Below are 19,217 nucleotides of genomic sequence, written 5' to 3'. Positions count from 1 at the left end.
TTTTAAAATGAGTTCGCTCAGATAATTCTGAACATTCAAGCCTGTCTTTCATGATAGCTTTGTACCATAAATTTAAACGTATGGATACCAAAGAATCATATGCTGTAGTCACAGGAGCCAGCCAGGGATTAGGCAAATCATTCGCAGAGCAGTTGGCCAAAAAAAAGATCAATGTTATTCTTATAAGTCTTCCGGATCAGAACCTCAAAGAATTTTCAAGAGAGCTGGAAGAACACTATGAAATAAAAGTCCATTATTATGAAACGGATCTTTCTGTCAATGAAAATGTGATGAAACTTACGGAATGGCTTAATCGCTCTTTTGATATTCATATCCTGATTAATAATGCAGGGCTGGGCGGAACAAAAAAGTTCACAGAAGCTTCTTCGGATTATATTAACACGATATTGCAGGTGAATGTAGCAGCAACATCATTAATTACCCATCAGCTGCTTCCAAATCTTTTAAAACAGCCCAAAGCCTATATTCTGAATGTTTCAAGCATGGCTGCATTTTCACCCATAGGTTTTAAGACTGTATATCCCGCATCCAAAAGCTTTATCCATTCATTTTCAAGAGGACTTCATGAAGAACTGAAAGATACCAACGTTTTTGTAAGTGTTGTAAATCCGGGCGCGATGAAAACGAATCAGGATGTATGTGAAAGAATAGAAAAGCAAGGTTTTATTGGGAGATTAACGCTTTTAAATCCTGATAAAGTAGCCTCATACTGTATTCGTCAACTGTTTAAAAAAGATTCCGTAATTATGGTGAATCCAATCAGCTGGCTGGTAATGAAAATATTACCCATATGGATTAAACTTCCCTTGATGACCCAGGCTATAAAAAGAGAGATTGAAGCATGAAAAAAATTTGTGTAACCGGAGCAACAGGTCTTCTGGGAACTAATGTTATCTTAAAATTATTACAAAATGGTTATTCTGTTATTGCTCTGGTGCGCAAGAAAAGCAGCTGGCTGGGCGAAGAAAATGAAAATCTGAAACTGGTGGAAGCTGATCTTTCGTCTGATATATCAGCACTTTTCACTGATGTCGACTGTATCATTCATATAGCGGCAGAAACACGTCAAAATCTCTTCAATTATGATGAATACAGGAAAGTGAACTATGAAACCGTTGTGAATCTCTTTACGCATGCAGAACTGATGAGAGTAAAAACATTTTTGTTTGTAAGTACAGCGAATACTTTAGGATTTGGAAATATTGCTTTCCCGGGAAATGAAAATGCACCGCAGCTATATCCTTTTACCCAATCATTCTATGCTCAGAGTAAGCGGGAAGCAGAAGATTATCTTTTAAACAACCGGAAAAATACAGAGGTTGTGATTGTTAACCCAACCTTTATGATCGGAGCCTATGACAGCAAACCCAGTTCCGGAAAAATTATTTTCTGGGCATGGAAAAAGAAAGTAATATTGTATCCGAAAGGAGGCAAAAACTTTGTACACGCGGAAGATGCCGCCAACGGAATAGTAACTGCTATTGAAAAAGGAAGGAATGGTGAAAAATACCTTTTAGCCAATGAAAATTTAAGCTACAAAGAATTTTTTAAGAAAATAAACCGGATTACAAATCAAAATCCGGTTATGATAGCCATTCCCAACAGAATTTTAAGTTTCCTTGGATTGATAGGTGACGGCTTGAGAAAATTAAACATAAAAACAAACCTCAGTACTTCCAATATGAAAGCCCTGCAGATCTGTAATTATTATTCTAATCGGAAATCAGTACAAGATCTGAATCTTCAATACCAGTCTACTGATAAAGCAATAGAAGATGCTGTTCAGTATTTTATTGAAAATAAAAAAACCAGCTCTTAAAAGCTGGTTTTTGTCAAATTATCTTGTTATTTTCTGAGTTACATTTTTGTTGGAAATAACACAGGCTTTACTGCAGTTATTGGTACTTGAAATATTTACCTGTACCAATGCCGGCAATGATCTGTATTCTTCCTTATTGTAAGGAGCTTCAGTACCGTTGCTTCCACCTCCTTTAATGTCATATTGTACCTGGGCAACTCCTGTGAATCCAGCCGCAGGTTTGAAAGAAAGCGCTCCGGTAGTTGGAAAATAGGTCCATGTTCCCTGGCTGCTGGTATAGACACCTCCTGTTATATTCGGGATTACAGCTCCGTTGTTATCCAAAAAGCGGAATGAATTAAAATCAAGGTTGTTATAGGAAAGTGTTGGCGGATTTTGTCCGGCTGCTGAAGAATAAGCTGCATCATTAAGCAAAGGATAATAGATTGATTTTATCCCCGGGCAGCCAGCAAACAGATCATCTGTTACTTCGGCAGCATAAGGTCTTGTAACCCCTAAGTTTTTCAGTAAATGTATATTTTTTGCGGCTCCGGTAGAAGCTGCAAATCCAATTCTGAAAGTAGAGGGCGCTGAAGTATCCAGCGTTCGTACCGTACTGTTGGATATCGTAGTCTCGGTATATTTCAGAGAAGTGGGGTAGTAATAATTATCAATCACTTTTTCTTTCACTGTTCCGTGCTGTATTTCCAGGGATATATTGTAACCTCCGGCAGGATTGGGAACTAATGTAATATAGGCTTTACGGAATCTTACATCATTTTCATTTAGAGGAATTGTAGTTCCTCCGCTTTCTATACTGAATTGTTGAAGAGCTGTATTTTTAACACCAATATATTTCCCAGTTGTGGTATCCAGATAAGCTGATCTGTTAGTGCTGGAAGGTGATGCATTGGTTGCTATGCTGTAAAGCAGTGGATAACCATTGTATCCCGCAGGCTCAGTTGAAGACAGATATTGATTTCCACGTTTACCTCTTAAAGAAACATTACTGCGTCCATCAGCTAACCCTACTCCAAATATTCCATTTCTAATTCTTTCCCCTTGGTTAAAGCTTGTTTTGAAATTTCCGAATTCATCCAGACCAATTCCCAGATATGCTCCTCTCAGTCCTTCCGTAGACTCGCCTCCACGTACAAAACTATATCCTAATCCTCCTCCAAAATATCCCAGATTAAGTTGGCTCTTAGGAATAGATCCATCCACTAAGAATATAGAAATACCGTCTCCTCCGTTGGTATTTCCTCCATAAATAGCAAATTCAAATTCGAATTTAATTCCCTGATCACTTTTGAATATTTTATCGGCAAGTATTACACCTCCTGAAATATTATTCACACTTCGGGTAAGCCTTAGCCCGTCCGTAGTAAAGGTTGCATCATTCTGAACACCGCTGGTTGCCACTTTATAAGCTTCCTGAGGTTGTAATCCCTGGGTAAAATTGACAAAATACGGATAGCCTGTCCCTTGCTCATTCTGTGCCTGAATATTTTGAGAGAAAACAAATAAGGAAAGAATAAACAAAAACTTTTTGTGCTGTACAATTGAAGTACTTTTTATCATAGCTCAATTATTTAACAACAAAAACAATATTGATAAATGAACAGTCTGTGGCTGCAGCTTTTACATCATAAGTCATCACACCGTCATCAGAAATTGAGATATTACTGAACACATTAGGATCAGCATCAGTTACATAATAGTAAAGATCTTTACTAGATGGGAAAAACGGGATTGAAGCTGGAGCACTGGTGCTTTTTGCTTTTGGATATCCGAACTGGGTTTTATAAAGAGTATACAAATCTTTTGTTCGGCCAGTGGCATTACTTGATGTATCAAAAGAAACACTAGGCATGTAAAACATTTTTACAGCATTATTACTAATGCAAAGCCAATCAGGTTTTGTAGGAGTACCAATATTCTGGCTTAAGCATTTTTTATCCGTATCATAGATAAGAAGTGAGTTGGCTGGATTGGTAATGGCGTCTCTTTTTGCTGTAGTAAGTCTTGGGATCAGCATTCCTTTATTTTGACTGTAAACATCCAGGATTGCACTTTCGTCAGGCATGGCTGTGTTAATCCCTACTTGGGCGAATGATAACGAACTTACTAAAACGAATGGTAGAAATAATTTTTTAATCATGATGTTCTTAATAATTTTTATCTGTGTATTTTATGTTTTTTTTTGATGGTTATGTTTTTAGAAAAGTCCTTTCTGATGGCTTAATTCCGTAAGGAAAATAAGTGTCTCTAACAATTCATTTGGCTCATGAAATGTAGAATGTCGTAGCATGGCATGAGGAGACTTTTGCTCCAAAAGCCAATAGCAGATGTTACAAGTATGCCCATCCATGAGCATTCTATGTCTAATCTGAAATAGTCGGAAAAATAAATTGAATTATGTAGCTGTAATAGCCATTAAATAAGTAAGATTCATATTCCCTCGTGTTTTATGCAAATGTACAAAGAAATATTGATAAGATTATGTTTATAGAATTAATTCTAGTTTTCTATTAATAATTAATAAGTTTTAATTTAAATTTTTACACAATTGATAAACTAACAATATTGTTTTTATTGTGTAAATTTTTATGTTTTATTAAGGAATTCTAAAAATTAAATTTATAAAAGTATTATTATTTTTGAAAACATTACAAACATCAAACTTCTTAGATAAAGATTTGAAAAAGAGCTTATTTTGAAAAATTTTCCAGTGCGTTTTCTAATTGATCAACGAAATTGATGTGTTTGGTCTTATTGCTTTCAAAAATGAAATCTCTCATGCTTTTACTTTCATATTTGCTAAAGTCACCTACAATAGCCAAACCTATACGATAGTTTGAGAATTTTTGGAGAATTTCTCCCGCTATTCTGGTCTTTAAATCGAAGAATTCAGGGGTAATGTTTTTTTCATAAAGAATAACTTTATCAAAACCCTGGTAATAGATATTTCCCATAAGATCCAGCCCATCCTGTGCGGATTGGATAATCATATCATCAGAAATTATTTCTGCGATTTTTATATTGTTGATTTCGTGTGATTGAATAGTCATGTTTACCGTATTGCTTTTTTTATATCATGTAAAAAGTTACCTAGTGGAAATGCATCTCCCTGATTGGTAAGAGCAATAATACAGGTGTTATGCTGTAAATCTCTCCAGAATAAAGCTTTAAAGCCATTTAAACCACCGGTATGCATCGCTGAAATTTCCCCATTGTTATTCTCTATGAACCATGCGAATCCATAATCAGATATTTTGCCGTCAGATAATGGGAAAGTAGAATACATCGCCTGGGTATTTTCTTTATTAATCAAAGTATAATTTCGTAAAGCCTGATCAAATTGATAAAGATCTTCAGGGGTAGAGTAGATTCCGCCGTCACCCGTTGTTAAAATCGAGTAGTCATCAGGTTTCTTCTCTTTATTATAACCTGAGGCTCTATTCTGAATAACCGTACCAGCTTCATATACATAGGTATGATGCATTTTTAAAGGAGTAATAATATGCTCATTGATAAAAGTACTGTAAGACTTTCCGGAAACCTTTTCAATAATACATGAGAGAATTATATACCCAGTATTGCTGTACTTAAACTTGCTGTCGGGAGCAAAATCAAGATTTTTACCACTGAACAGCCAGTTAATCACCTCCTGATTGGTTAATTCCTTTTTAGAAAACAGATTTTCATAATTCCTAATTCCTGAAGTATGATGCAAAAGTTGTCTGATAGTAATGTTTTTAGCATATTCAGGAAGTGTAATGAACCGGGAAGCTTTGTCATCCAGTTTCAATGCCCCTTTTTGCTCTAGCATGAGAATAGCAGCAGCCGTGAAAGGTTTACTGAGAGATGCAATATAGAACGAAGTATTTTTATCTGCTTTCAGCCTTTTTTCAATATTACGGAATCCCAGAGCCGTATCACAAACAATCTGGCCATTTTTTATAATCAGAACAGAACCGTTGAATTCTCCTTTGCGGTAATATTCACTCACAATATCCTGAGGATGCTGTTTGCAGGATATTAGTTGTATAATCAGTGAAATAGCGATGAAGAAGTTCCATATCAAAGTTTTCATAGGTTAGGTGTATGGCAGCAAAATTACTTATTTCCTTCCATAAATAAACCTGTCATTTTCGGATAAATCCTTCAATAATTGAGCGTTAGAGAAATATTGATACAGTTCCAGGGTTTCAGGCCCCAGTTTCTGATTGATTTCTAAAAACAACAATCCTTCGTCTTTCAGATATTTTTTAGCATCTTCCGCAATCTTCCTGTAAAAGATCAAAGCATCAGCAGTAGGGGAGAAAAGGGCCATTTTAGGTTCAAATTCTTTCACGGAATCGGCAATTTCAATCTCCTCTTCAATCCCGATATAGGGAGGATTCGAAATAATAATATCATAACTTTCAGCCAGCTCAAAATTGAGATAATCGGCGTGAATGAAATTGATATCCAATTGGTGGTATTCGGCATTCCTTTGAGCTGTTTTCAGTGCTTTTTCAGAAAAATCAATGGATGAAACATGAGCCTCAGGAAAATACTTCTTTAACACCAACGGAATGATTCCACTTCCGGTTCCTATGTCTAAAATCTTTAAACTTTGAACGTCAAACTTTAAATCTTGAATTTCTCTGATCGCAATCTCCATCAATTCTTCTGTTTCAGGACGGGGAATCAGTACATTTTCATCCACAAGGATTTTCATCCCATAGAATTCTGTTTCACCCAATATCTGCTGATAAGGTCTTCCTGTTTTAAGTTCTGTAACGAGATCACAAAGCTTTTTTTCATCATCCATCAAAAGTTCCTGTTCGGAGGATCTTCTTTGCTGGAAATTATCAAAACCTACAATCTGATGAATGAACAAAGACGATAAAAACACACTTTCCGACTCAGTATAAAGGCCGGAAAGTTCTGTTTTGAAATATTTTTTAAATGCTGAAATTGTCATTTATCTTGTAAAAACTAGTTTTGTATCCGTTGACTTCTCTTCATCAATTCTGTATCCTTCATAATTAAAGGCTTTTACATCCTCCAATGTCTTTGCATTGGTTTCAGCACAGAACCTCACCACAAGACCTCTTGCATGCTTGGTATACACCACAATGGTTTTCAGTTTTCCTTCTTTTAATTCGTAAAAATCAAAATCTATTACAGTATGGTTCAGCTTCTTTCTGTCGATTACTTTTCCATACTCATTGCTGGCAAGGTGAAGGAGTATTTCTCCTTTTTTCATCTCAGAATTTAATTGTTCTGTAATTTTTTCTCTCCAGAATTCATACAGATTTTTGTATTGCTCAAATTCAAATGGACGTCCCATTTCCAGTCTGTAAAGCATTACTTTATCAGAGGGTTTCAGTAAACCGTAAAGTCCGGAAAGCATTCTGTAGTTTTTCTGCAGGTAATCTACAGCATTTTTATCCAGCGTTTTGGCATCCAGGCCTCTATAAACCTCTCCTGTAAAAGCAAACATGGCAGGAGCAGATTCTTTTGCAGTAGGTTTAGATTTCCATTTTTGGTTTCTTTCCCAGTTTTCATCAGCCAGCTTGGATGATATTTCCATCAGTTCGGAAAGATATTTTGGTGATTTTTCTTTTAAATAAGATTGAATGAATGCTGCATCTTCAATGAATTTCGGAGTAGTGGTTCTCAACAGGTCTGTTGAATTTTCTACATTCATGAGTTTTGCAGGAGATGTTATAATTTTCATAATGTTAAAATACAGATAAGTGTTTAATATCCATAAAATTCATGATCATCAGAATTTTAATATTTGAATAGCGTTTATAAAATATAGCAAACACAATTCCAATAAAGAAAGGCCCGAGAACCTGGCTTATGGTACCGTAAGTGCTGTGCAATATTCCAAATAAAACAGCTGAAATAATAATTCTTATTGCTGGATTGTTATATATTTTTTCAATCCTGGGCTGTAGGTAACCCCGCATCAGGAATTCTTCTACAATAGCAGCTGTAAGACAGGTAAAAATAATTAAAAAATAATTGTTTCTAAAAATGGGTATGAGATTAAGAAGCTTGGTACTTACTTTTTCTTCTATAACGAACATCATGAAGGTATTCAGAATGGCTCCCCCAAGAATGCAGATGAAATATAAGATCAGCGCTGCTTTACTATAAAATGCTGCCGAATATTTTTTTTCTTCTTTAAGTAAAAAAGTACCCTTCTCTACAAAAATGTTGTACAGAAACACTATAATGAGAATGCCCCATAACAGAATTCTGCTGAGAATAAAATGATCTGCAGTAATTTTACCCATTCCTGTTATCAAAGTGATCAGCGGATTGGAATAAAGCATTGCTGCAGTTAAAAGAATAAAAGTGAGTAAAATTCCTATAGAATATTTCCCATTAAAACCCATAATCCAACCGGCCAACTGTCAACTTTGAAACTGAAACTCTACAAAATAATCCCTTTTCCCTGACGGATAATCTCCGGCTCTCCCGAAGTAAGGTCTACAATAGTGGAAGCCACATTATCCCCATACCCTGAATCAATGACAATGTCTACCAAATGATCATATTTTTCTGCAATGAGTTCAGGATCGGTAGAATATTCAAGGATTTCATCATCATCTTTAATGGAAGTAGAAGCAATAGGGTGTCCCAGTTTTTCAACAATAAGCTGAGGAATGGGATGGTCAGGAACACGAATACCGATGGTCTTATGACCTTTATAAGCTAAAGGTAAACTTTTATTCGCTTCAAGAATGAAAGTGAACGGTCCCGGAAGGTGACTTTTCAGAAATCTGAAAACCGAAGTATCAATAGGTCTTGTAAAGTCGGAAAGATGGCTTAGATCATTACAGATAATTGAGAATTTTGACTTCTCAAGCTTCATTTTTTTGAGCTGAGCCAGTTTTTCCATGGCTTTTATATCAAAAATATTACAGCCTAAAGCATAAATCGTATCAGAAGGATAGATAATCAGCCCGCCATTTTTTAAAGTTTTAATAACCTCATTCACAAGATTTTCCTGTGGGTTGTCCGGATAAATTTTTAATATTTTTGCCATAAAACAAAGATACAAATAATAAAATAGTTTTCATAAAAGTCCTTTATTTAAAAGAAAAATTAGGATTTGTGAAAAATATTCGTACCTTTGCAATCCAATATCGCGGGATGGAGCAGTAGGTAGCTCGTCGGGCTCATAACCCGAAGGTCATCGGTTCGAGTCCGGTTCCCGCTACTAAGCAAGTACTTTCGGTAAGCACTCTAAAAATACACCGCGGGATGGAGCAGTAGGTAGCTCGTCGGGCTCATAACCCGAAGGTCATCGGTTCGAGTCCGGTTCCCGCTACTAAGTAAGTGTTTTCGGTAAACACTCTAAAAATATACCGCGGGATGGAGCAGTAGGTAGCTCGTCGGGCTCATAACCCGAAGGTCATCGGTTCGAGTCCGGTTCCCGCTACTAAGCAAGTGCTTTCGGTAAGCACTCTAAAAATACACCGCGGGATGGAGCAGTAGGTAGCTCGTCGGGCTCATAACCCGAAGGTCATCGGTTCGAGTCCGGTTCCCGCTACTAAACTAAAATCGGTATAACAACAGTTATACCGATTTTTTTATATTAGCAATTAATAATCTGCAAGATTGCATTATATTTTTGAAAAAAGCACCTTTAATAAGATGCTTCTTACGTTGATATGGTATTAATTAACAAATATCATAAGTTGAATTTACAGCATATGCCAATTCTCTGATAAAGGCAGGGCTTCCATCTGCGTTATCTGATTGGAAAAAAACGGTATTAGTTGTTCCACAAGAATTAGTGTAAGCAACAGACCATGTTTGAAACATTATAGCTAGTGCTTGTTTTTGTTCAATAGTTAATTCCTTAACTTCAATTGTTTTTTCATGTTTAATTTCTTGCTTTACTTCTTCTTTTTTAGTATTCGCAAATGTAAATGTTGATAGAGCTAGTAAGCCCACGAAAATTAATTTTTTCATAGTAGAAATTTTTAAATTTAATGTTTTTTTATTGTCGAAAAATTGTTAATCAAGAAAAGTATTCATCTTTTTAAGACGATCAGACATTGTTTTAGTTTTATCATTACCATTGGCATCCACAACCCTTAAGTTTCCATTGTACATAGACGGATTTTCTGTATAATTCTTTCTTGCTTCTAAAAACTGATCCTTAGATTTTGTTTTTACATCATTTCCATAATTCAAAGGTTCAATTATTTCATCAGATTTTTTTATATCTGTTGCATAGATTTCAATAGTTTTATTTTTGTTATAAACTTCCAAAATCAAACCAGATAATCCTTTAAACCTGAATGGTCCGTCTTGAATTGTCACGTCATTAGTAAACCAAGCAAAGAATGTATTTCCCGTATCTGTTGTGGTCTTAGCAAGTCTTGATTTAAAGCCTTTAATGTCCTTAGTATCGTTTAAGATTTCCCATTTTAACTTTGGTTCTTCATAGGTGAAAATATATTTCCCAACAGGAAGCGATACAAGAAGATTTTCTTTAGATTTATATACACTTCCAACAGATTTGGGATATTTTGGAATGGCACCTGCAGTTGTACTGATTGTTTCTTTAGAAGTACCATTATAAAATGCCTTTGCTTCTCTACTAAAGTAAATTGATTCTACATTGTTACATAGTAGTGTTGATGCGAAAATTGTCATTTTATCTTTATTTAAACTATCCGAAACTAATTTAGTTTCATAGTTTATTTCCATTATTGCTTTATTATTTTGAGCAGATAAAAAAGAAAGATTAACAATAAATAATGATGCTAATAATTTATTTTTCATAGATTTCATTTGTATTGTAATGATACTAAATTATATTGATCAATTAGTAAGTGAATCCGTAATTTTAAAATATTTTTTATTATGTTAAAAATATTATCATATAAAATATGTAGCTGAGTACGATTTTACATTTGTTCACTCTTAGCAAACGTTAATATTCAAACAAAGAGAAATTTTTCTTACTGATTGTCTGAACACTATGTTTTATGCAGGATGAATATGGAACAAATGTTTTTAATTTATGGAAAAAGCCCTATCTTTGTACTACAATATCGCGGGATGGAGCAGTAGGTAGCTCGTCGGGCTCATAACCCGAAGGTCATCGGTTCGAGTCCGGTTCCCGCTACTAAACGAGAGAAGCAATATTATATTGCTTCTCTTTTCATTTATTATCCAGTCATTACGAACAAAGTGAAGCAATCTCAGGTCGGAATAATTTGAAGAGACAAACTTTTATAACTGAATTTACATTTTGGGTAAGACTCAAAGATTTTATTTTGGGTAAAATAAATAGGAAGAAGGATTATATGGTCAGTACTACTGGTTTTTCCACAGCTTATATGTTTCTCTCATACAATGTCCGCAGGGACGATAGTTATTTTGTAAAGCTTCTTTTTCCTCTGTGAAGAAAACCCTGTTTGCTTTCTTCATTCTTTTTCCTGACCGGCAACTGAGTAATCCGTAGATTTTCAGTTTCATATTTCCCCCAAAACGAATTTCTCTGCAGTGTATTTTGCTTCTCAGGCTTTCAGGAGATATTTGAGAATGTTGAATCATAGCTCATGTATTGACTATTTAATAATTAACTGATTGCATCATGGAAGATAATTCCCAAAGCATAGCGGCTTCCTTCTCTGATTTCACTTACTCCATGTTTCATATTAACCCTGTAATATCCTTTGGTTCCTTTTTCTGGTTTAAATTGCGTTGTGAACATAAGGACATCTCCTTTTTTAGGCTTTAAAACAATAGCTTTTGACTGTGCTCTCGGAATCTGTTGGGTAAGCACAAACTCACCTCCTGTAAAATCTTTATCCGGTTCACTGAGCATTAATACGATTTGAATAGGAAAATACAGGTCTCCATATAAATCCTGATGCAGCGTATTAAATCCACCATTTCCATATTTTAAAATTAAGATGGTAGCTTTCTGTTGGCCATTAGTATGACATTGATGTAAAAATTCCTGATGATTTAAGGGAAACTGAGTATCGATATGCAACGCATTAAACCATGAATTGGCAATAGATGCCAGATGGGGATAGATCGTTGAGCGTATGGTTTGAATAACTTCAGGTAATGGATAGTTAAAATATTTATATTCTCCCAGGCCGAAACGATGTCTGGCCATAATAACTGTTTTACGATAAAACGGAGAGTGATCGTAGCTGGACTTTAATATTTCGCATTCATCTTCAGACAGTAGATGAGGAATAATGGCATACCCGTTTTGATGCATTTTTTCCGTAAGGTGCTGCCAGTCTGCGTTTTCGATTTTATGAATGATCTCTTTCATTGGTTTGATTTTATTCTGTAAAAATCTGGACTTGTTCAGCGTGATACAATCCGAAACGTGCGGTATTTATGGAATATGAATATGGGAAACCCATATTAAATTTATCTGGACTACACTTTTAATAATATTCTGGATGATATCACTGGTCCTGTTTAAGGCTACTTTTGTCGTGTTAATAAAAATATATATAACGATGAATTACATTATTAAAAAGGCAAGTCTTGAGGATCTTGATGAAACGGCTGAATTGTTCAATCTCTATCGTGTTTTTTACAGACAGGAATCAGATGTTGAAAAAGGAAAGGCTTTTCTCAAAGAACGGTTTTTAAACAGTGAGTCTGATATTTTTCTTGCAGTAGCCGATGGAAAAGCAGTAGGTTTTGTACAGCTTTACAAATTATTCCATTATACTCAATTACAGAAGCAATGGCTGTTAAGTGATCTGTTTGTTCATCCTGATTACAGAGGGAAAGGAATTTCTGTAGCATTAATTGATCGTAGTAAGCAGTGGTGCGAGGAAACAGGTGCATGCGGGCTGATGCTTGAAACAGAAAAAACGAATGATATAGGAAACACTTTGTACCCGCGTTGTGGATTTGAGTATGATGGACTGCATAACTACTACCACTGGTGGAAGCAAAGATAAAAGTAGTATTAGTTCTACAATTCTGAATATTTAATTCTACAGGTATTTTCAGCCAGCAGATGGCTATAATCCTATTTTTGTAAAGCTCTTACAGATCATGGGTAGGACAGTTGATCTGTAGAGTGTATGCAAAAAAATCTCTGCCAAATTTTCTACTTTTTCCCCAAGGGTTTTATGATTAGTACCACAAAACTGCTTTTTCCGGCGGAGATTTTTTGCTTTTGAATAAAAAAAGAGAACTGCAAACTGCAGTTCTCTTTTTTTATTTTTAAATATGATTTTAGATATTATTGTGCCAGTTGAGCGTAAGGAGTAAGCTTGTTGTCATCAGACATCGTCTGTCCTAAAAAGTCTCTTTTCTGATCAGCTTTCATTCTTCCTGCTGCATCATTTGCATTGAAATAAGCTTCATTTAATTTTGTAGCAATATCGGCAGGCTTAAATTCAAACTTTGTATCACCTTCAACCCCCAGATATCCGTTCTTTCTTGTAAGGTTAGTGATATAATTGTTGTAATTGATCATGGTACCTCTCATCATATTGTTATGATATTCCATACATTTTTTAGCTTTCTTGGAAGAATTGTTCAGGATACAGTTTTTCATATTGTTTCTATATAAAAACCATTCAGATTCTAAAATACCATATTCTTTACCTAAAGCTATTTTTCCGTTGTTGACAATATTATTATCTCCTTCTTTAGTTGCAATAGTTTGAAGATGTTGAATTACCAATGGAACGGTAGCTTCGATTTTTGATTTCGTATCTTTTAGAATGCTGAGATCAGCAGCCGGAGAACCCTTCTTTTGTGCTGTAGTAACATTGAAAATAAGCAGTAATAGTACAATCAATAAATTATATCTTTTCATGAGAAATTTTTAAAGCACTAAAATAAATATAATTTCCCGGTTAAAACAAATACATTTTAATATTTATTTAATAAAATTTAACAAATCTCTAATGTATAGGATCCATTGTTGTAAAAATGATGCGTTTGGGGTCTTTATCGAAGTGATTTTTGTAATTTAAATTGTTAATGTATAGTATTTCAGTTGCTTTCGTTTGGATATATTATTGGGGAGTTATATGATGATGATCTAAGTATAATAAGAAAAACAATGAAGCAAAAGAATAAAAAAACACTACTATAGTCATGATAGTAGTGTTTTTTTTAGAGTTATTTACTTGAAATAATGGGTGATTTTATCACTTTCAGGAACTACTTTAGAATCAAAGTACTCCAATAATTTTCCTTCCGGGCTGATCAGAAACTTATTGAAATTCCAGCTTATTTTCGCATCCATTACTCCGTTTTGAGATTTGTGGGTAAGATAATCAAATACAGGAGTGATTTTAGCACCTTTTACATCCACAGAAGTGGTAAGCGGAAAAGTTACTCCATAGTTCTTTTCACAGAAAGATTTGATTTCAACATTGTCGTGGAATTCCTGATCTGCAAAATTATCAGAAGGAAAGCCTACCACAACCAGTTTGTCACCATAATCTTTATACAGCTGTTCCAATCCTTTGTATTGAGGAGTGTAGCCACATTTGGATGCTGTATTTACAATAAGAATGTATTTCCCTTTGTACTCGGAAAAATCAATTTTTCCGCCGTCTATGGACTCAATTTTAAAATCATAAATGGACTTTGCAGGTTTTGGACCTGTAGTATCATCTGATGTAATAAATGATGAAAGGCTTATGATTCCTATAAGCACCATTCCGATAAAAAGTATTTTTTTCATTTAAAAAGATTTTAATATTAATTTATAAAACTTAGATTTATTTAATGTCATATTTCCTGTTTTTTACTTGATCATTTTACCGTTCTTCAAGCCATTGAAGAAAACGGGAAGCTTTGTCTTTGGTGACAAGAGGTTTTTCGGGAGTGGTAATTTTTAAACTAACCAGAAGTTTTCGTGAGAAATAATGTTCCACTTCAACAATGGCTGCAAAGTTAATCAGATATTGCCTGTTAATCCTAAAGAACTGAGTTCCTGAAACCAGTTGTCCTATCTCATCCAACGACTGAGAAATTGAATATTCTTTCTGATCAAGGGTCACCAGTACTGTATTTCCAAATTGGCTGTAAAAGCAGGCAATTCTGTCGACATGGATATTACTGTATTTATTGTTGGAGAAGACCAGGAAATTGGTTTTTCCTCTTCCTGTTGTCAGGTTATTCAGAATATCTTCCAGTTTCCGGTCGGGAGAAGGAGAATGCTGAAAGAAATTTTTAAGATTGTTGATCTTTTCAAAAGCCGACTGGATATCTTTTTTCTCAAAAGGTTTTAAAATATAATCGACTCCGTTACTTTTGAATGCTTCTATAGCATATTCATCAAAAGCGGTACAGAAAATGACAGGAACTTTTATCCTGATCTGACTGAATATTTCAAAACAATTACCGTCTGCCAGCTGAATATCCATAAATATAACATCCGGAAGTTCAGAGCCAGAAAGATATTCAACAGCCATAGCAACGCTTTCAATATACTGTACTATGGTAGCCTCCGGCTGTACAGAAACGATCATTCGCCCCAGTGCCTTCGCGGTTTTTATCTCATCTTCTATTACTAAAACTTTCATCTACTATGGGTAATTTGACGGTGAAATTAGAATCATTCTGAAGTATAGTCACCTCCTTTTCTGCAAAGTGCTTATAACGTTCTCTGATATTTTCAATTCCTATTCCTGCAGATTCCTGTGGAATATTCTTAGGCTGAAAATTGTTTTCAATGACAATATATTCAGAGTCACTGTATAATTTTATGATTAACGGATAAGCCAGTGATACAATATTATGCTTGATACAGTTTTCACACAGCAGCTGCAGCGTAAAAGGAGGAATATAGGAGTTTAATATCTCTTCCTGAATATCTATTTTAAATTCTATACCATCTTCAAATCTTGAGGTCAGAAGAAAAACATAGGCATCCAATATGGCAAGTTCCTTTTTTAAGGGAATGAGATCCATTTTTCTGTTATCTAAAGTAAAACGGTAGAAATCTGCCAGTCTGACCACAAAATCACCGGAACTTTCATCTTTTATATCAATCATAGATTTCAAGGTATTGAGACTGTTGAATAAAAAATGAGGATTAATCTGCTGTTTCAGCAGTTCATATTGAGCATTCAGATTATCTGTCCGGATCTGTTCAAGCTCAAATTTAATCTGCTGAGAATTATAAGTCTGATACAAAAGATACAGAAACATATAAATGGTCAGATTGATCAGTACTCCCCGGAATTCATACATCAATACCATGGTGTTAAATCCATATTTCGGAAATATAACATGATGAATAAGTACTATTGCGGCCATCACCAGCACTCCGATGAATAAGCTGATCACCAGTTTTTTATTGAAAAATCGTGTTGATATATTCTGAATAGAAAACTTAGGCAGACTATAGATATTAAAATACCATACAAACAGCGAGAATAAAAAGGATATGGAGAAATCTATCATCAGCTCTCCCAATGTAATATGCATACGGAGTATTTTGGGTACCGAAGCCAGAATCCCCATAAAAAGAGCACTAAAGAGAATGATTCTTGGATCAATCCTGAATACCTTTCTTCCGTTTGTGTTTATATATTTTGCATAGATCATAAATAAAAATCAGGCAGTTAAGCTGTCACAAAGATACAAAAGCTAAATAACGGCACGGCAGCACATCCGTTATTTAGCACAGAGATTTTTATAAAAACACAAGATTAAGGCATAGCTGCTGCCATATTCTTTACAGGCACTGGCCAGACACCGCCGGGAACAGGAAATGAAACCCCTTTATTAGATCCCATAATCATATTATCCTGACCAAAACGGTAAAGAGGCCATCCTTTATACGTAAGCTGTTTTCTTCCGAATATGGTAATAGATCCGAAAAGTGTTTTATCAAGTCCGGAAGGAACAACAATTTTATCTGTTTCATAAATTGGCCAGACTCCGTTATTTGAGAAATCAGAAGCTGTAAAATTGTTCTTATTTTGTTTGTCATTTTTAAAGGTGTACAATGTTACTCCTTTAGCATCTGTAAAATATAATGTTTTTCCTGTGCCTTCCGTATAAGTGGAAGTGTAGTTTTTCCCGTCATGTCCTACAAGTTGGACGTTAGTAAGCATAATGGTATAATCAGGTTTGGCAACGAACCAAACGCCTCCTATATTTTCGCCTCCGGTTTTCCCTGCCTCTTCTTTTACATTGGTTCCGTTCACCAAAGGAGCATAATAGTAAAGAGGTCTTCCTTTGTAGGTTACCTGTTTTTTCCCTGAACCTGTTGTTATCGTAGTAAAATCAGAAAGCTCTAATCCGGCTCCCAGTTTTTCGGAAGAAAGGTTATCTATATTGAAGATGGGCCATACCGGTTCACATCCTCCGGTGCAATTGTTGGTGGCAGTAGCATCATTTGCAAAATAATAAAGGGTATGTCCTTCTTTATCGGTAAGAACACTACCAAGACTTGCATCATTCCTCAATTGAACTTCTTTAACGGCAGGATCGGACGGCTCATCCTGATTATCCTTCGAACAGGCAACAGAGGTGAAGAGCAGTAATGCTGCTGAAATACATCCTGTTATCAGGCTTGAACTGAATGTGAATTTTTCCATTTTTAATAGTTTTAATGAATATTATTTTTTTTTATATGTGATTTAAAAAACCTGTGTTAAGGCATTATGGAAGGTTTCATATTCAATATTGTACGGATTCTGTCTTTTCCGTCTGCGTTGGCTTTCCTAAGTTCTTTTCCTTCGTATTTTTGATATAAAATTTCTGAGTTTTCTGAAAAAGGCTCCTTACTTTTAACAATTTCTACAGACAGCAAATGATTGGGGATTTTTGCTCCATACCAATAGGGATCTTCTTTCTGCGACCAGGTAATAAGAGCCAGTATTCTTTCTTTATGGTTATCATTTTCCGGATGATCTTTCAACTCATCAATAGCGGAATCATTACCATACAGAGTCATCATGGTCTGTTTTTTATGATTGATTGATGAGGTTACCACCTTTAAGTTCATCGCATTAAAATCAAAACTTTCAGGAAGGGACGCATTTTCATTCACGGGTTCGTATTCTTTTTTGGAACCACAGCTCACAATAAATAGGCATAGTAGTAAATAAACGATCAGATTTTTCATAGCTTAATGGTTAATAGGAGAGGTGAATACAAAATCATTGTCTTTCATGGGACGGTGGCAGCTGATACACTCGTTGGCAAAATCGGCTGTTTTTCCATAAGGTTCAAGTTTGGGAGATAAAAATCTTGCCCATCCCCATCCTTTTGTTGATGCAAATTTTTTAGAATCCTTAATCATATATTCCACCTGTTTAAAAGCTCCGGTAGTGACATTGCCATCACTGTCTATGATCTGTTCCCATGCTACTTTCGCGAATATGGTTCCGTCTGGCCATGGATTGGTCTTATGTTCTTTGGTTGCCTTTACAGCGATATCATTTCCGAATATGATACGCATTGTCCCGTTATCCAGCCTTTCTGTAGAACTTATGGGTTTCCAGTTTTTATAATCAGGAATATAGCTGATCCCATTCAATGCAGTGGGTACTGATGGTTTGGGTGCGGCAGTATGGATTGTATTAATTTGCTGCAGCTGTTTGTTGTAAGCGGAAACCTTTGCGGTATCAGGTTTTTGCTTTGGAGCAAGAGAAGTCACATAGTTTTTCAGGATACGGATATCATTTTCAGAAAGCTTGGCTTCCGGATGAAGCAATTTGTAGCTTTTAAGAGGCATCGCTTTCAGGTTAATCTGATTAAAAGCTTCCCAAAGTTTTGCATTTTGTGCCGGAGGTGCCAGTTGATCCCATTCAGAAAAGTTCAGACCTTCTTTTCCTTTTTTGATATGATCTGCTACGAGCCAGTATGCCGGAGCAACCTGGTCAAACCATTTCAACTCTGTCTGATTGGAATGGCAGTCGAAACATGAACGCTGCAGTATCGCTCTTACATCACTGGGAACATGAATCTCACCTGTTATTGGCTTTTGCTTAATTTCAGGTCTGTAAAACTGAATTCCAATAAAAATAACCAGTACAATAACCAGAATATTTTTTGTTTTTACTTTTTCCCAAAAACGGTTCATATCTCTTTGTTTTTTGTTCAAATTTCAGGACTTTTTGGGATATGTTTTTCTGAAAATCTGATCAATCGGACAAATTTTACTTTGAATCTGACAATTGTGATTATGAATTTTTTTGAGGCTTTGTAATCTTATTTTAGATCATAAAGTCATTTGGGTTTACTAGGCTTTTTATCCTTGTCAATGTTCTAAACCTTGACAAGGATGACTGCTCTAAAATCGGATAGCTTCATTTACGTATTCTTTAAGTCAATTAACTTTTCGATATTAATTGAGTTTTTTCAGTGTAAAATTGCAATTTTATTAAATGATTTTCTGCAGAGTAGA

General features: G+C 35.2%; 22 protein-coding genes and 5 tRNA genes. 8 read left to right on the top strand and 19 right to left on the bottom strand.

Annotation, left to right across the window (positions count from 1 at the left end; genetic code table 11):
• The first annotated feature begins 80 nt into the window (after positions 1 to 80).
• Together ODR02_RS19940 and ODR02_RS19935 are read left to right on the top strand one after the other, a co-directional pair.
• Positions 81 to 866, top strand: coding sequence for an SDR family NAD(P)-dependent oxidoreductase (locus ODR02_RS19940; RefSeq protein ID WP_309513713.1), 786 nt, complete (start codon positions 81 to 83; stop codon positions 864 to 866).
• Positions 863 to 1,840 (top strand): NAD-dependent epimerase/dehydratase family protein, encoded by a 978-nt coding sequence (locus ODR02_RS19935; RefSeq protein ID WP_309513712.1) that lies wholly within the window; start codon positions 863 to 865, stop codon positions 1,838 to 1,840. Before ODR02_RS19940 ends, ODR02_RS19935 begins: the two co-directional genes overlap by 4 nt.
• Before the next feature lie 18 nt (positions 1,841 to 1,858).
• Here the strand turns inward: ODR02_RS19935 and ODR02_RS19930 are convergent, their stop codons facing one another.
• The 8 genes from ODR02_RS19930 to ODR02_RS19895 all read right to left on the bottom strand — a co-directional run bounded on the left by ODR02_RS19930 (position 1,859) and on the right by ODR02_RS19895 (position 8,873).
• Positions 1,859 to 3,400: a lectin-like domain-containing protein gene (locus ODR02_RS19930; protein WP_309513711.1), complete on the bottom strand. Its 1,542-nt coding sequence runs from the start codon at positions 3,398 to 3,400 to the stop codon at positions 1,859 to 1,861.
• Positions 3,401 to 3,407: 7 nt separating this feature from the next.
• On the bottom strand, positions 3,408 to 3,980 hold the full coding sequence (locus ODR02_RS19925; RefSeq protein WP_309513710.1) for a hypothetical protein: 573 nt from the start codon (positions 3,978 to 3,980) through the stop codon (positions 3,408 to 3,410).
• A 550-nt stretch (positions 3,981 to 4,530) separates the two neighbouring features.
• Positions 4,531 to 4,890: a DUF4180 domain-containing protein gene (locus ODR02_RS19920; RefSeq protein ID WP_209784173.1), complete on the bottom strand. Its 360-nt coding sequence runs from the start codon at positions 4,888 to 4,890 to the stop codon at positions 4,531 to 4,533.
• 2 nt (positions 4,891 to 4,892) lie between these two features.
• A complete protein-coding gene (locus tag ODR02_RS19915; RefSeq protein WP_309513709.1) occupies positions 4,893 to 5,915 on the bottom strand; it encodes a serine hydrolase domain-containing protein in 1,023 nt (340 codons plus the stop codon).
• 27 nt (positions 5,916 to 5,942) lie between these two features.
• Entirely contained in the window at positions 5,943 to 6,791 is an 849-nt protein-coding gene (gene prmC, locus ODR02_RS19910; protein WP_309513708.1) for a peptide chain release factor N(5)-glutamine methyltransferase, read from the bottom strand.
• On the bottom strand, positions 6,792 to 7,550 hold the full coding sequence (gene yaaA, locus ODR02_RS19905; RefSeq protein ID WP_209784176.1) for a peroxide stress protein YaaA: 759 nt from the start codon (positions 7,548 to 7,550) through the stop codon (positions 6,792 to 6,794).
• 4 nt (positions 7,551 to 7,554) lie between these two features.
• Positions 7,555 to 8,235: a CPBP family intramembrane glutamic endopeptidase gene (locus ODR02_RS19900; protein WP_309513707.1), complete on the bottom strand. Its 681-nt coding sequence runs from the start codon at positions 8,233 to 8,235 to the stop codon at positions 7,555 to 7,557.
• 23 nt (positions 8,236 to 8,258) lie between these two features.
• A complete protein-coding gene (locus tag ODR02_RS19895; protein WP_309513706.1) occupies positions 8,259 to 8,873 on the bottom strand; it encodes an L-threonylcarbamoyladenylate synthase in 615 nt (204 codons plus the stop codon).
• 101 nt (positions 8,874 to 8,974) lie between these two features.
• On the opposite strand from ODR02_RS19895, the gene ODR02_RS19890 reads away from it, so the two are divergent.
• The 4 genes from ODR02_RS19890 to ODR02_RS19875 all read left to right on the top strand — a co-directional run bounded on the left by ODR02_RS19890 (position 8,975) and on the right by ODR02_RS19875 (position 9,380).
• Positions 8,975 to 9,047 (top strand) — tRNA-Met (locus ODR02_RS19890).
• Between the two features lie 38 nt (positions 9,048 to 9,085).
• Positions 9,086 to 9,158, top strand: a tRNA-Met gene (locus ODR02_RS19885).
• Between the two features lie 38 nt (positions 9,159 to 9,196).
• Positions 9,197 to 9,269, top strand: a tRNA-Met gene (locus ODR02_RS19880).
• 38 nt (positions 9,270 to 9,307) lie between these two features.
• Positions 9,308 to 9,380 (top strand) — tRNA-Met (locus tag ODR02_RS19875).
• A 131-nt stretch (positions 9,381 to 9,511) separates the two neighbouring features.
• Here the strand turns inward: ODR02_RS19875 and ODR02_RS19870 are convergent.
• Both ODR02_RS19870 and ODR02_RS19865 read right to left on the bottom strand, forming a co-directional pair.
• Positions 9,512 to 9,805: a hypothetical protein gene (locus tag ODR02_RS19870; protein ID WP_309513244.1), complete on the bottom strand. Its 294-nt coding sequence runs from the start codon at positions 9,803 to 9,805 to the stop codon at positions 9,512 to 9,514.
• Positions 9,806 to 9,850: 45 nt separating this feature from the next.
• Complete coding sequence (locus ODR02_RS19865) at positions 9,851 to 10,624, bottom strand: GLPGLI family protein (RefSeq protein WP_309513243.1); 774 nt, start codon at positions 10,622 to 10,624, stop codon at positions 9,851 to 9,853.
• A 273-nt stretch (positions 10,625 to 10,897) separates the two neighbouring features.
• Here ODR02_RS19865 and ODR02_RS19860 point away from each other — a divergent pair.
• A tRNA-Met gene (locus tag ODR02_RS19860) sits at positions 10,898 to 10,970 on the top strand.
• A gap of 191 nt (positions 10,971 to 11,161) precedes the next feature.
• On the opposite strand, the gene ODR02_RS19855 is transcribed toward ODR02_RS19860, so the two are convergent.
• A complete protein-coding gene (locus ODR02_RS19855; RefSeq protein ID WP_209784181.1) occupies positions 11,162 to 11,401 on the bottom strand; it encodes an Ada metal-binding domain-containing protein in 240 nt (79 codons plus the stop codon).
• Between the two features lie 25 nt (positions 11,402 to 11,426).
• Positions 11,427 to 12,140, bottom strand: a complete 714-nt coding sequence (locus tag ODR02_RS19850; RefSeq protein ID WP_209784182.1) for a 2OG-Fe(II) oxygenase — start codon at positions 12,138 to 12,140, stop codon at positions 11,427 to 11,429.
• 193 nt (positions 12,141 to 12,333) lie between these two features.
• Between ODR02_RS19850 and ODR02_RS19845 the strand changes: the two genes are divergently transcribed.
• On the top strand, positions 12,334 to 12,786 hold the full coding sequence (locus ODR02_RS19845; RefSeq protein ID WP_209784183.1) for a GNAT family N-acetyltransferase: 453 nt from the start codon (positions 12,334 to 12,336) through the stop codon (positions 12,784 to 12,786).
• A 287-nt stretch (positions 12,787 to 13,073) separates the two neighbouring features.
• Here ODR02_RS19845 and ODR02_RS19840 read toward each other — a convergent pair whose 3' ends face one another.
• From ODR02_RS19840 to ODR02_RS19810, 7 genes are all read right to left on the bottom strand, one after another.
• A complete protein-coding gene (locus ODR02_RS19840) occupies positions 13,074 to 13,655 on the bottom strand; it encodes a hypothetical protein (protein WP_105682040.1) in 582 nt (193 codons plus the stop codon).
• Positions 13,656 to 13,967: 312 nt separating this feature from the next.
• Complete coding sequence (locus ODR02_RS19835; protein WP_105682041.1) at positions 13,968 to 14,534, bottom strand: glutathione peroxidase; 567 nt, start codon at positions 14,532 to 14,534, stop codon at positions 13,968 to 13,970.
• 76 nt (positions 14,535 to 14,610) lie between these two features.
• Positions 14,611 to 15,378 carry a LytR/AlgR family response regulator transcription factor gene (locus ODR02_RS19830; protein ID WP_105682042.1) on the bottom strand — a complete coding sequence of 256 codons (768 nt, stop codon included), beginning with the start codon at positions 15,376 to 15,378 and terminating at the stop codon, positions 14,611 to 14,613.
• Positions 15,353 to 16,285, bottom strand: a complete 933-nt coding sequence (locus tag ODR02_RS19825) for a sensor histidine kinase (RefSeq protein ID WP_309513242.1) — start codon at positions 16,283 to 16,285, stop codon at positions 15,353 to 15,355. Before ODR02_RS19825 ends, ODR02_RS19830 begins: the two co-directional genes overlap by 26 nt.
• A 224-nt stretch (positions 16,286 to 16,509) precedes the next feature.
• Positions 16,510 to 17,403: a hypothetical protein gene (locus tag ODR02_RS19820; protein WP_309513241.1), complete on the bottom strand. Its 894-nt coding sequence runs from the start codon at positions 17,401 to 17,403 to the stop codon at positions 16,510 to 16,512.
• 56 nt (positions 17,404 to 17,459) lie between these two features.
• On the bottom strand, positions 17,460 to 17,933 hold the full coding sequence (locus ODR02_RS19815) for a hypothetical protein (protein WP_309513240.1): 474 nt from the start codon (positions 17,931 to 17,933) through the stop codon (positions 17,460 to 17,462).
• Positions 17,934 to 17,936: 3 nt separating this feature from the next.
• On the bottom strand, positions 17,937 to 18,893 hold the full coding sequence (locus ODR02_RS19810) for a heme-binding domain-containing protein (RefSeq protein WP_209784187.1): 957 nt from the start codon (positions 18,891 to 18,893) through the stop codon (positions 17,937 to 17,939).
• Between the last annotated feature and the right edge of the window lie 324 nt (positions 18,894 to 19,217).

Source organism: Chryseobacterium sp. CFS2 (genome assembly GCF_036543225.1).
Lineage (GTDB): Bacteria > Bacteroidota > Bacteroidia > Flavobacteriales > Weeksellaceae > Chryseobacterium > Chryseobacterium culicis_A.
This window is presented reverse-complemented; position numbering and strand designations above follow the sequence as displayed.

Coding starts and splice junctions, on each gene's coding strand:
- ODR02_RS19940 (WP_309513713.1), top strand. CDS start 81: ATGGATACCAAAGAATCATATGCTGTAGTCACAGGAGCCAGCCAGGGA.
- ODR02_RS19935 (WP_309513712.1), top strand. CDS start 863: ATGAAAAAAATTTGTGTAACCGGAGCAACAGGTCTTCTGGGAACTAAT.
- ODR02_RS19930 (WP_309513711.1), bottom strand. CDS start 3,400: ATGATAAAAAGTACTTCAATTGTACAGCACAAAAAGTTTTTGTTTATT.
- ODR02_RS19925 (WP_309513710.1), bottom strand. CDS start 3,980: ATGATTAAAAAATTATTTCTACCATTCGTTTTAGTAAGTTCGTTATCA.
- ODR02_RS19920 (WP_209784173.1), bottom strand. CDS start 4,890: ATGACTATTCAATCACACGAAATCAACAATATAAAAATCGCAGAAATA.
- ODR02_RS19915 (WP_309513709.1), bottom strand. CDS start 5,915: ATGAAAACTTTGATATGGAACTTCTTCATCGCTATTTCACTGATTATA.
- prmC (WP_309513708.1), bottom strand. CDS start 6,791: ATGACAATTTCAGCATTTAAAAAATATTTCAAAACAGAACTTTCCGGC.
- yaaA (WP_209784176.1), bottom strand. CDS start 7,550: ATGAAAATTATAACATCTCCTGCAAAACTCATGAATGTAGAAAATTCA.
- ODR02_RS19895 (WP_309513706.1), bottom strand. CDS start 8,873: ATGGCAAAAATATTAAAAATTTATCCGGACAACCCACAGGAAAATCTT.
- ODR02_RS19870 (WP_309513244.1), bottom strand. CDS start 9,805: ATGAAAAAATTAATTTTCGTGGGCTTACTAGCTCTATCAACATTTACA.
- ODR02_RS19865 (WP_309513243.1), bottom strand. CDS start 10,624: ATGAAAAATAAATTATTAGCATCATTATTTATTGTTAATCTTTCTTTT.
- ODR02_RS19855 (WP_209784181.1), bottom strand. CDS start 11,401: ATGATTCAACATTCTCAAATATCTCCTGAAAGCCTGAGAAGCAAAATA.
- ODR02_RS19850 (WP_209784182.1), bottom strand. CDS start 12,140: ATGAAAGAGATCATTCATAAAATCGAAAACGCAGACTGGCAGCACCTT.
- ODR02_RS19845 (WP_209784183.1), top strand. CDS start 12,334: ATGAATTACATTATTAAAAAGGCAAGTCTTGAGGATCTTGATGAAACG.
- ODR02_RS19840 (WP_105682040.1), bottom strand. CDS start 13,655: ATGAAAAGATATAATTTATTGATTGTACTATTACTGCTTATTTTCAAT.
- ODR02_RS19835 (WP_105682041.1), bottom strand. CDS start 14,534: ATGAAAAAAATACTTTTTATCGGAATGGTGCTTATAGGAATCATAAGC.
- ODR02_RS19830 (WP_105682042.1), bottom strand. CDS start 15,378: ATGAAAGTTTTAGTAATAGAAGATGAGATAAAAACCGCGAAGGCACTG.
- ODR02_RS19825 (WP_309513242.1), bottom strand. CDS start 16,285: ATGCATATTACATTGGGAGAGCTGATGATAGATTTCTCCATATCCTTT.
- ODR02_RS19820 (WP_309513241.1), bottom strand. CDS start 17,403: ATGGAAAAATTCACATTCAGTTCAAGCCTGATAACAGGATGTATTTCA.
- ODR02_RS19815 (WP_309513240.1), bottom strand. CDS start 17,933: ATGAAAAATCTGATCGTTTATTTACTACTATGCCTATTTATTGTGAGC.
- ODR02_RS19810 (WP_209784187.1), bottom strand. CDS start 18,893: ATGAACCGTTTTTGGGAAAAAGTAAAAACAAAAAATATTCTGGTTATT.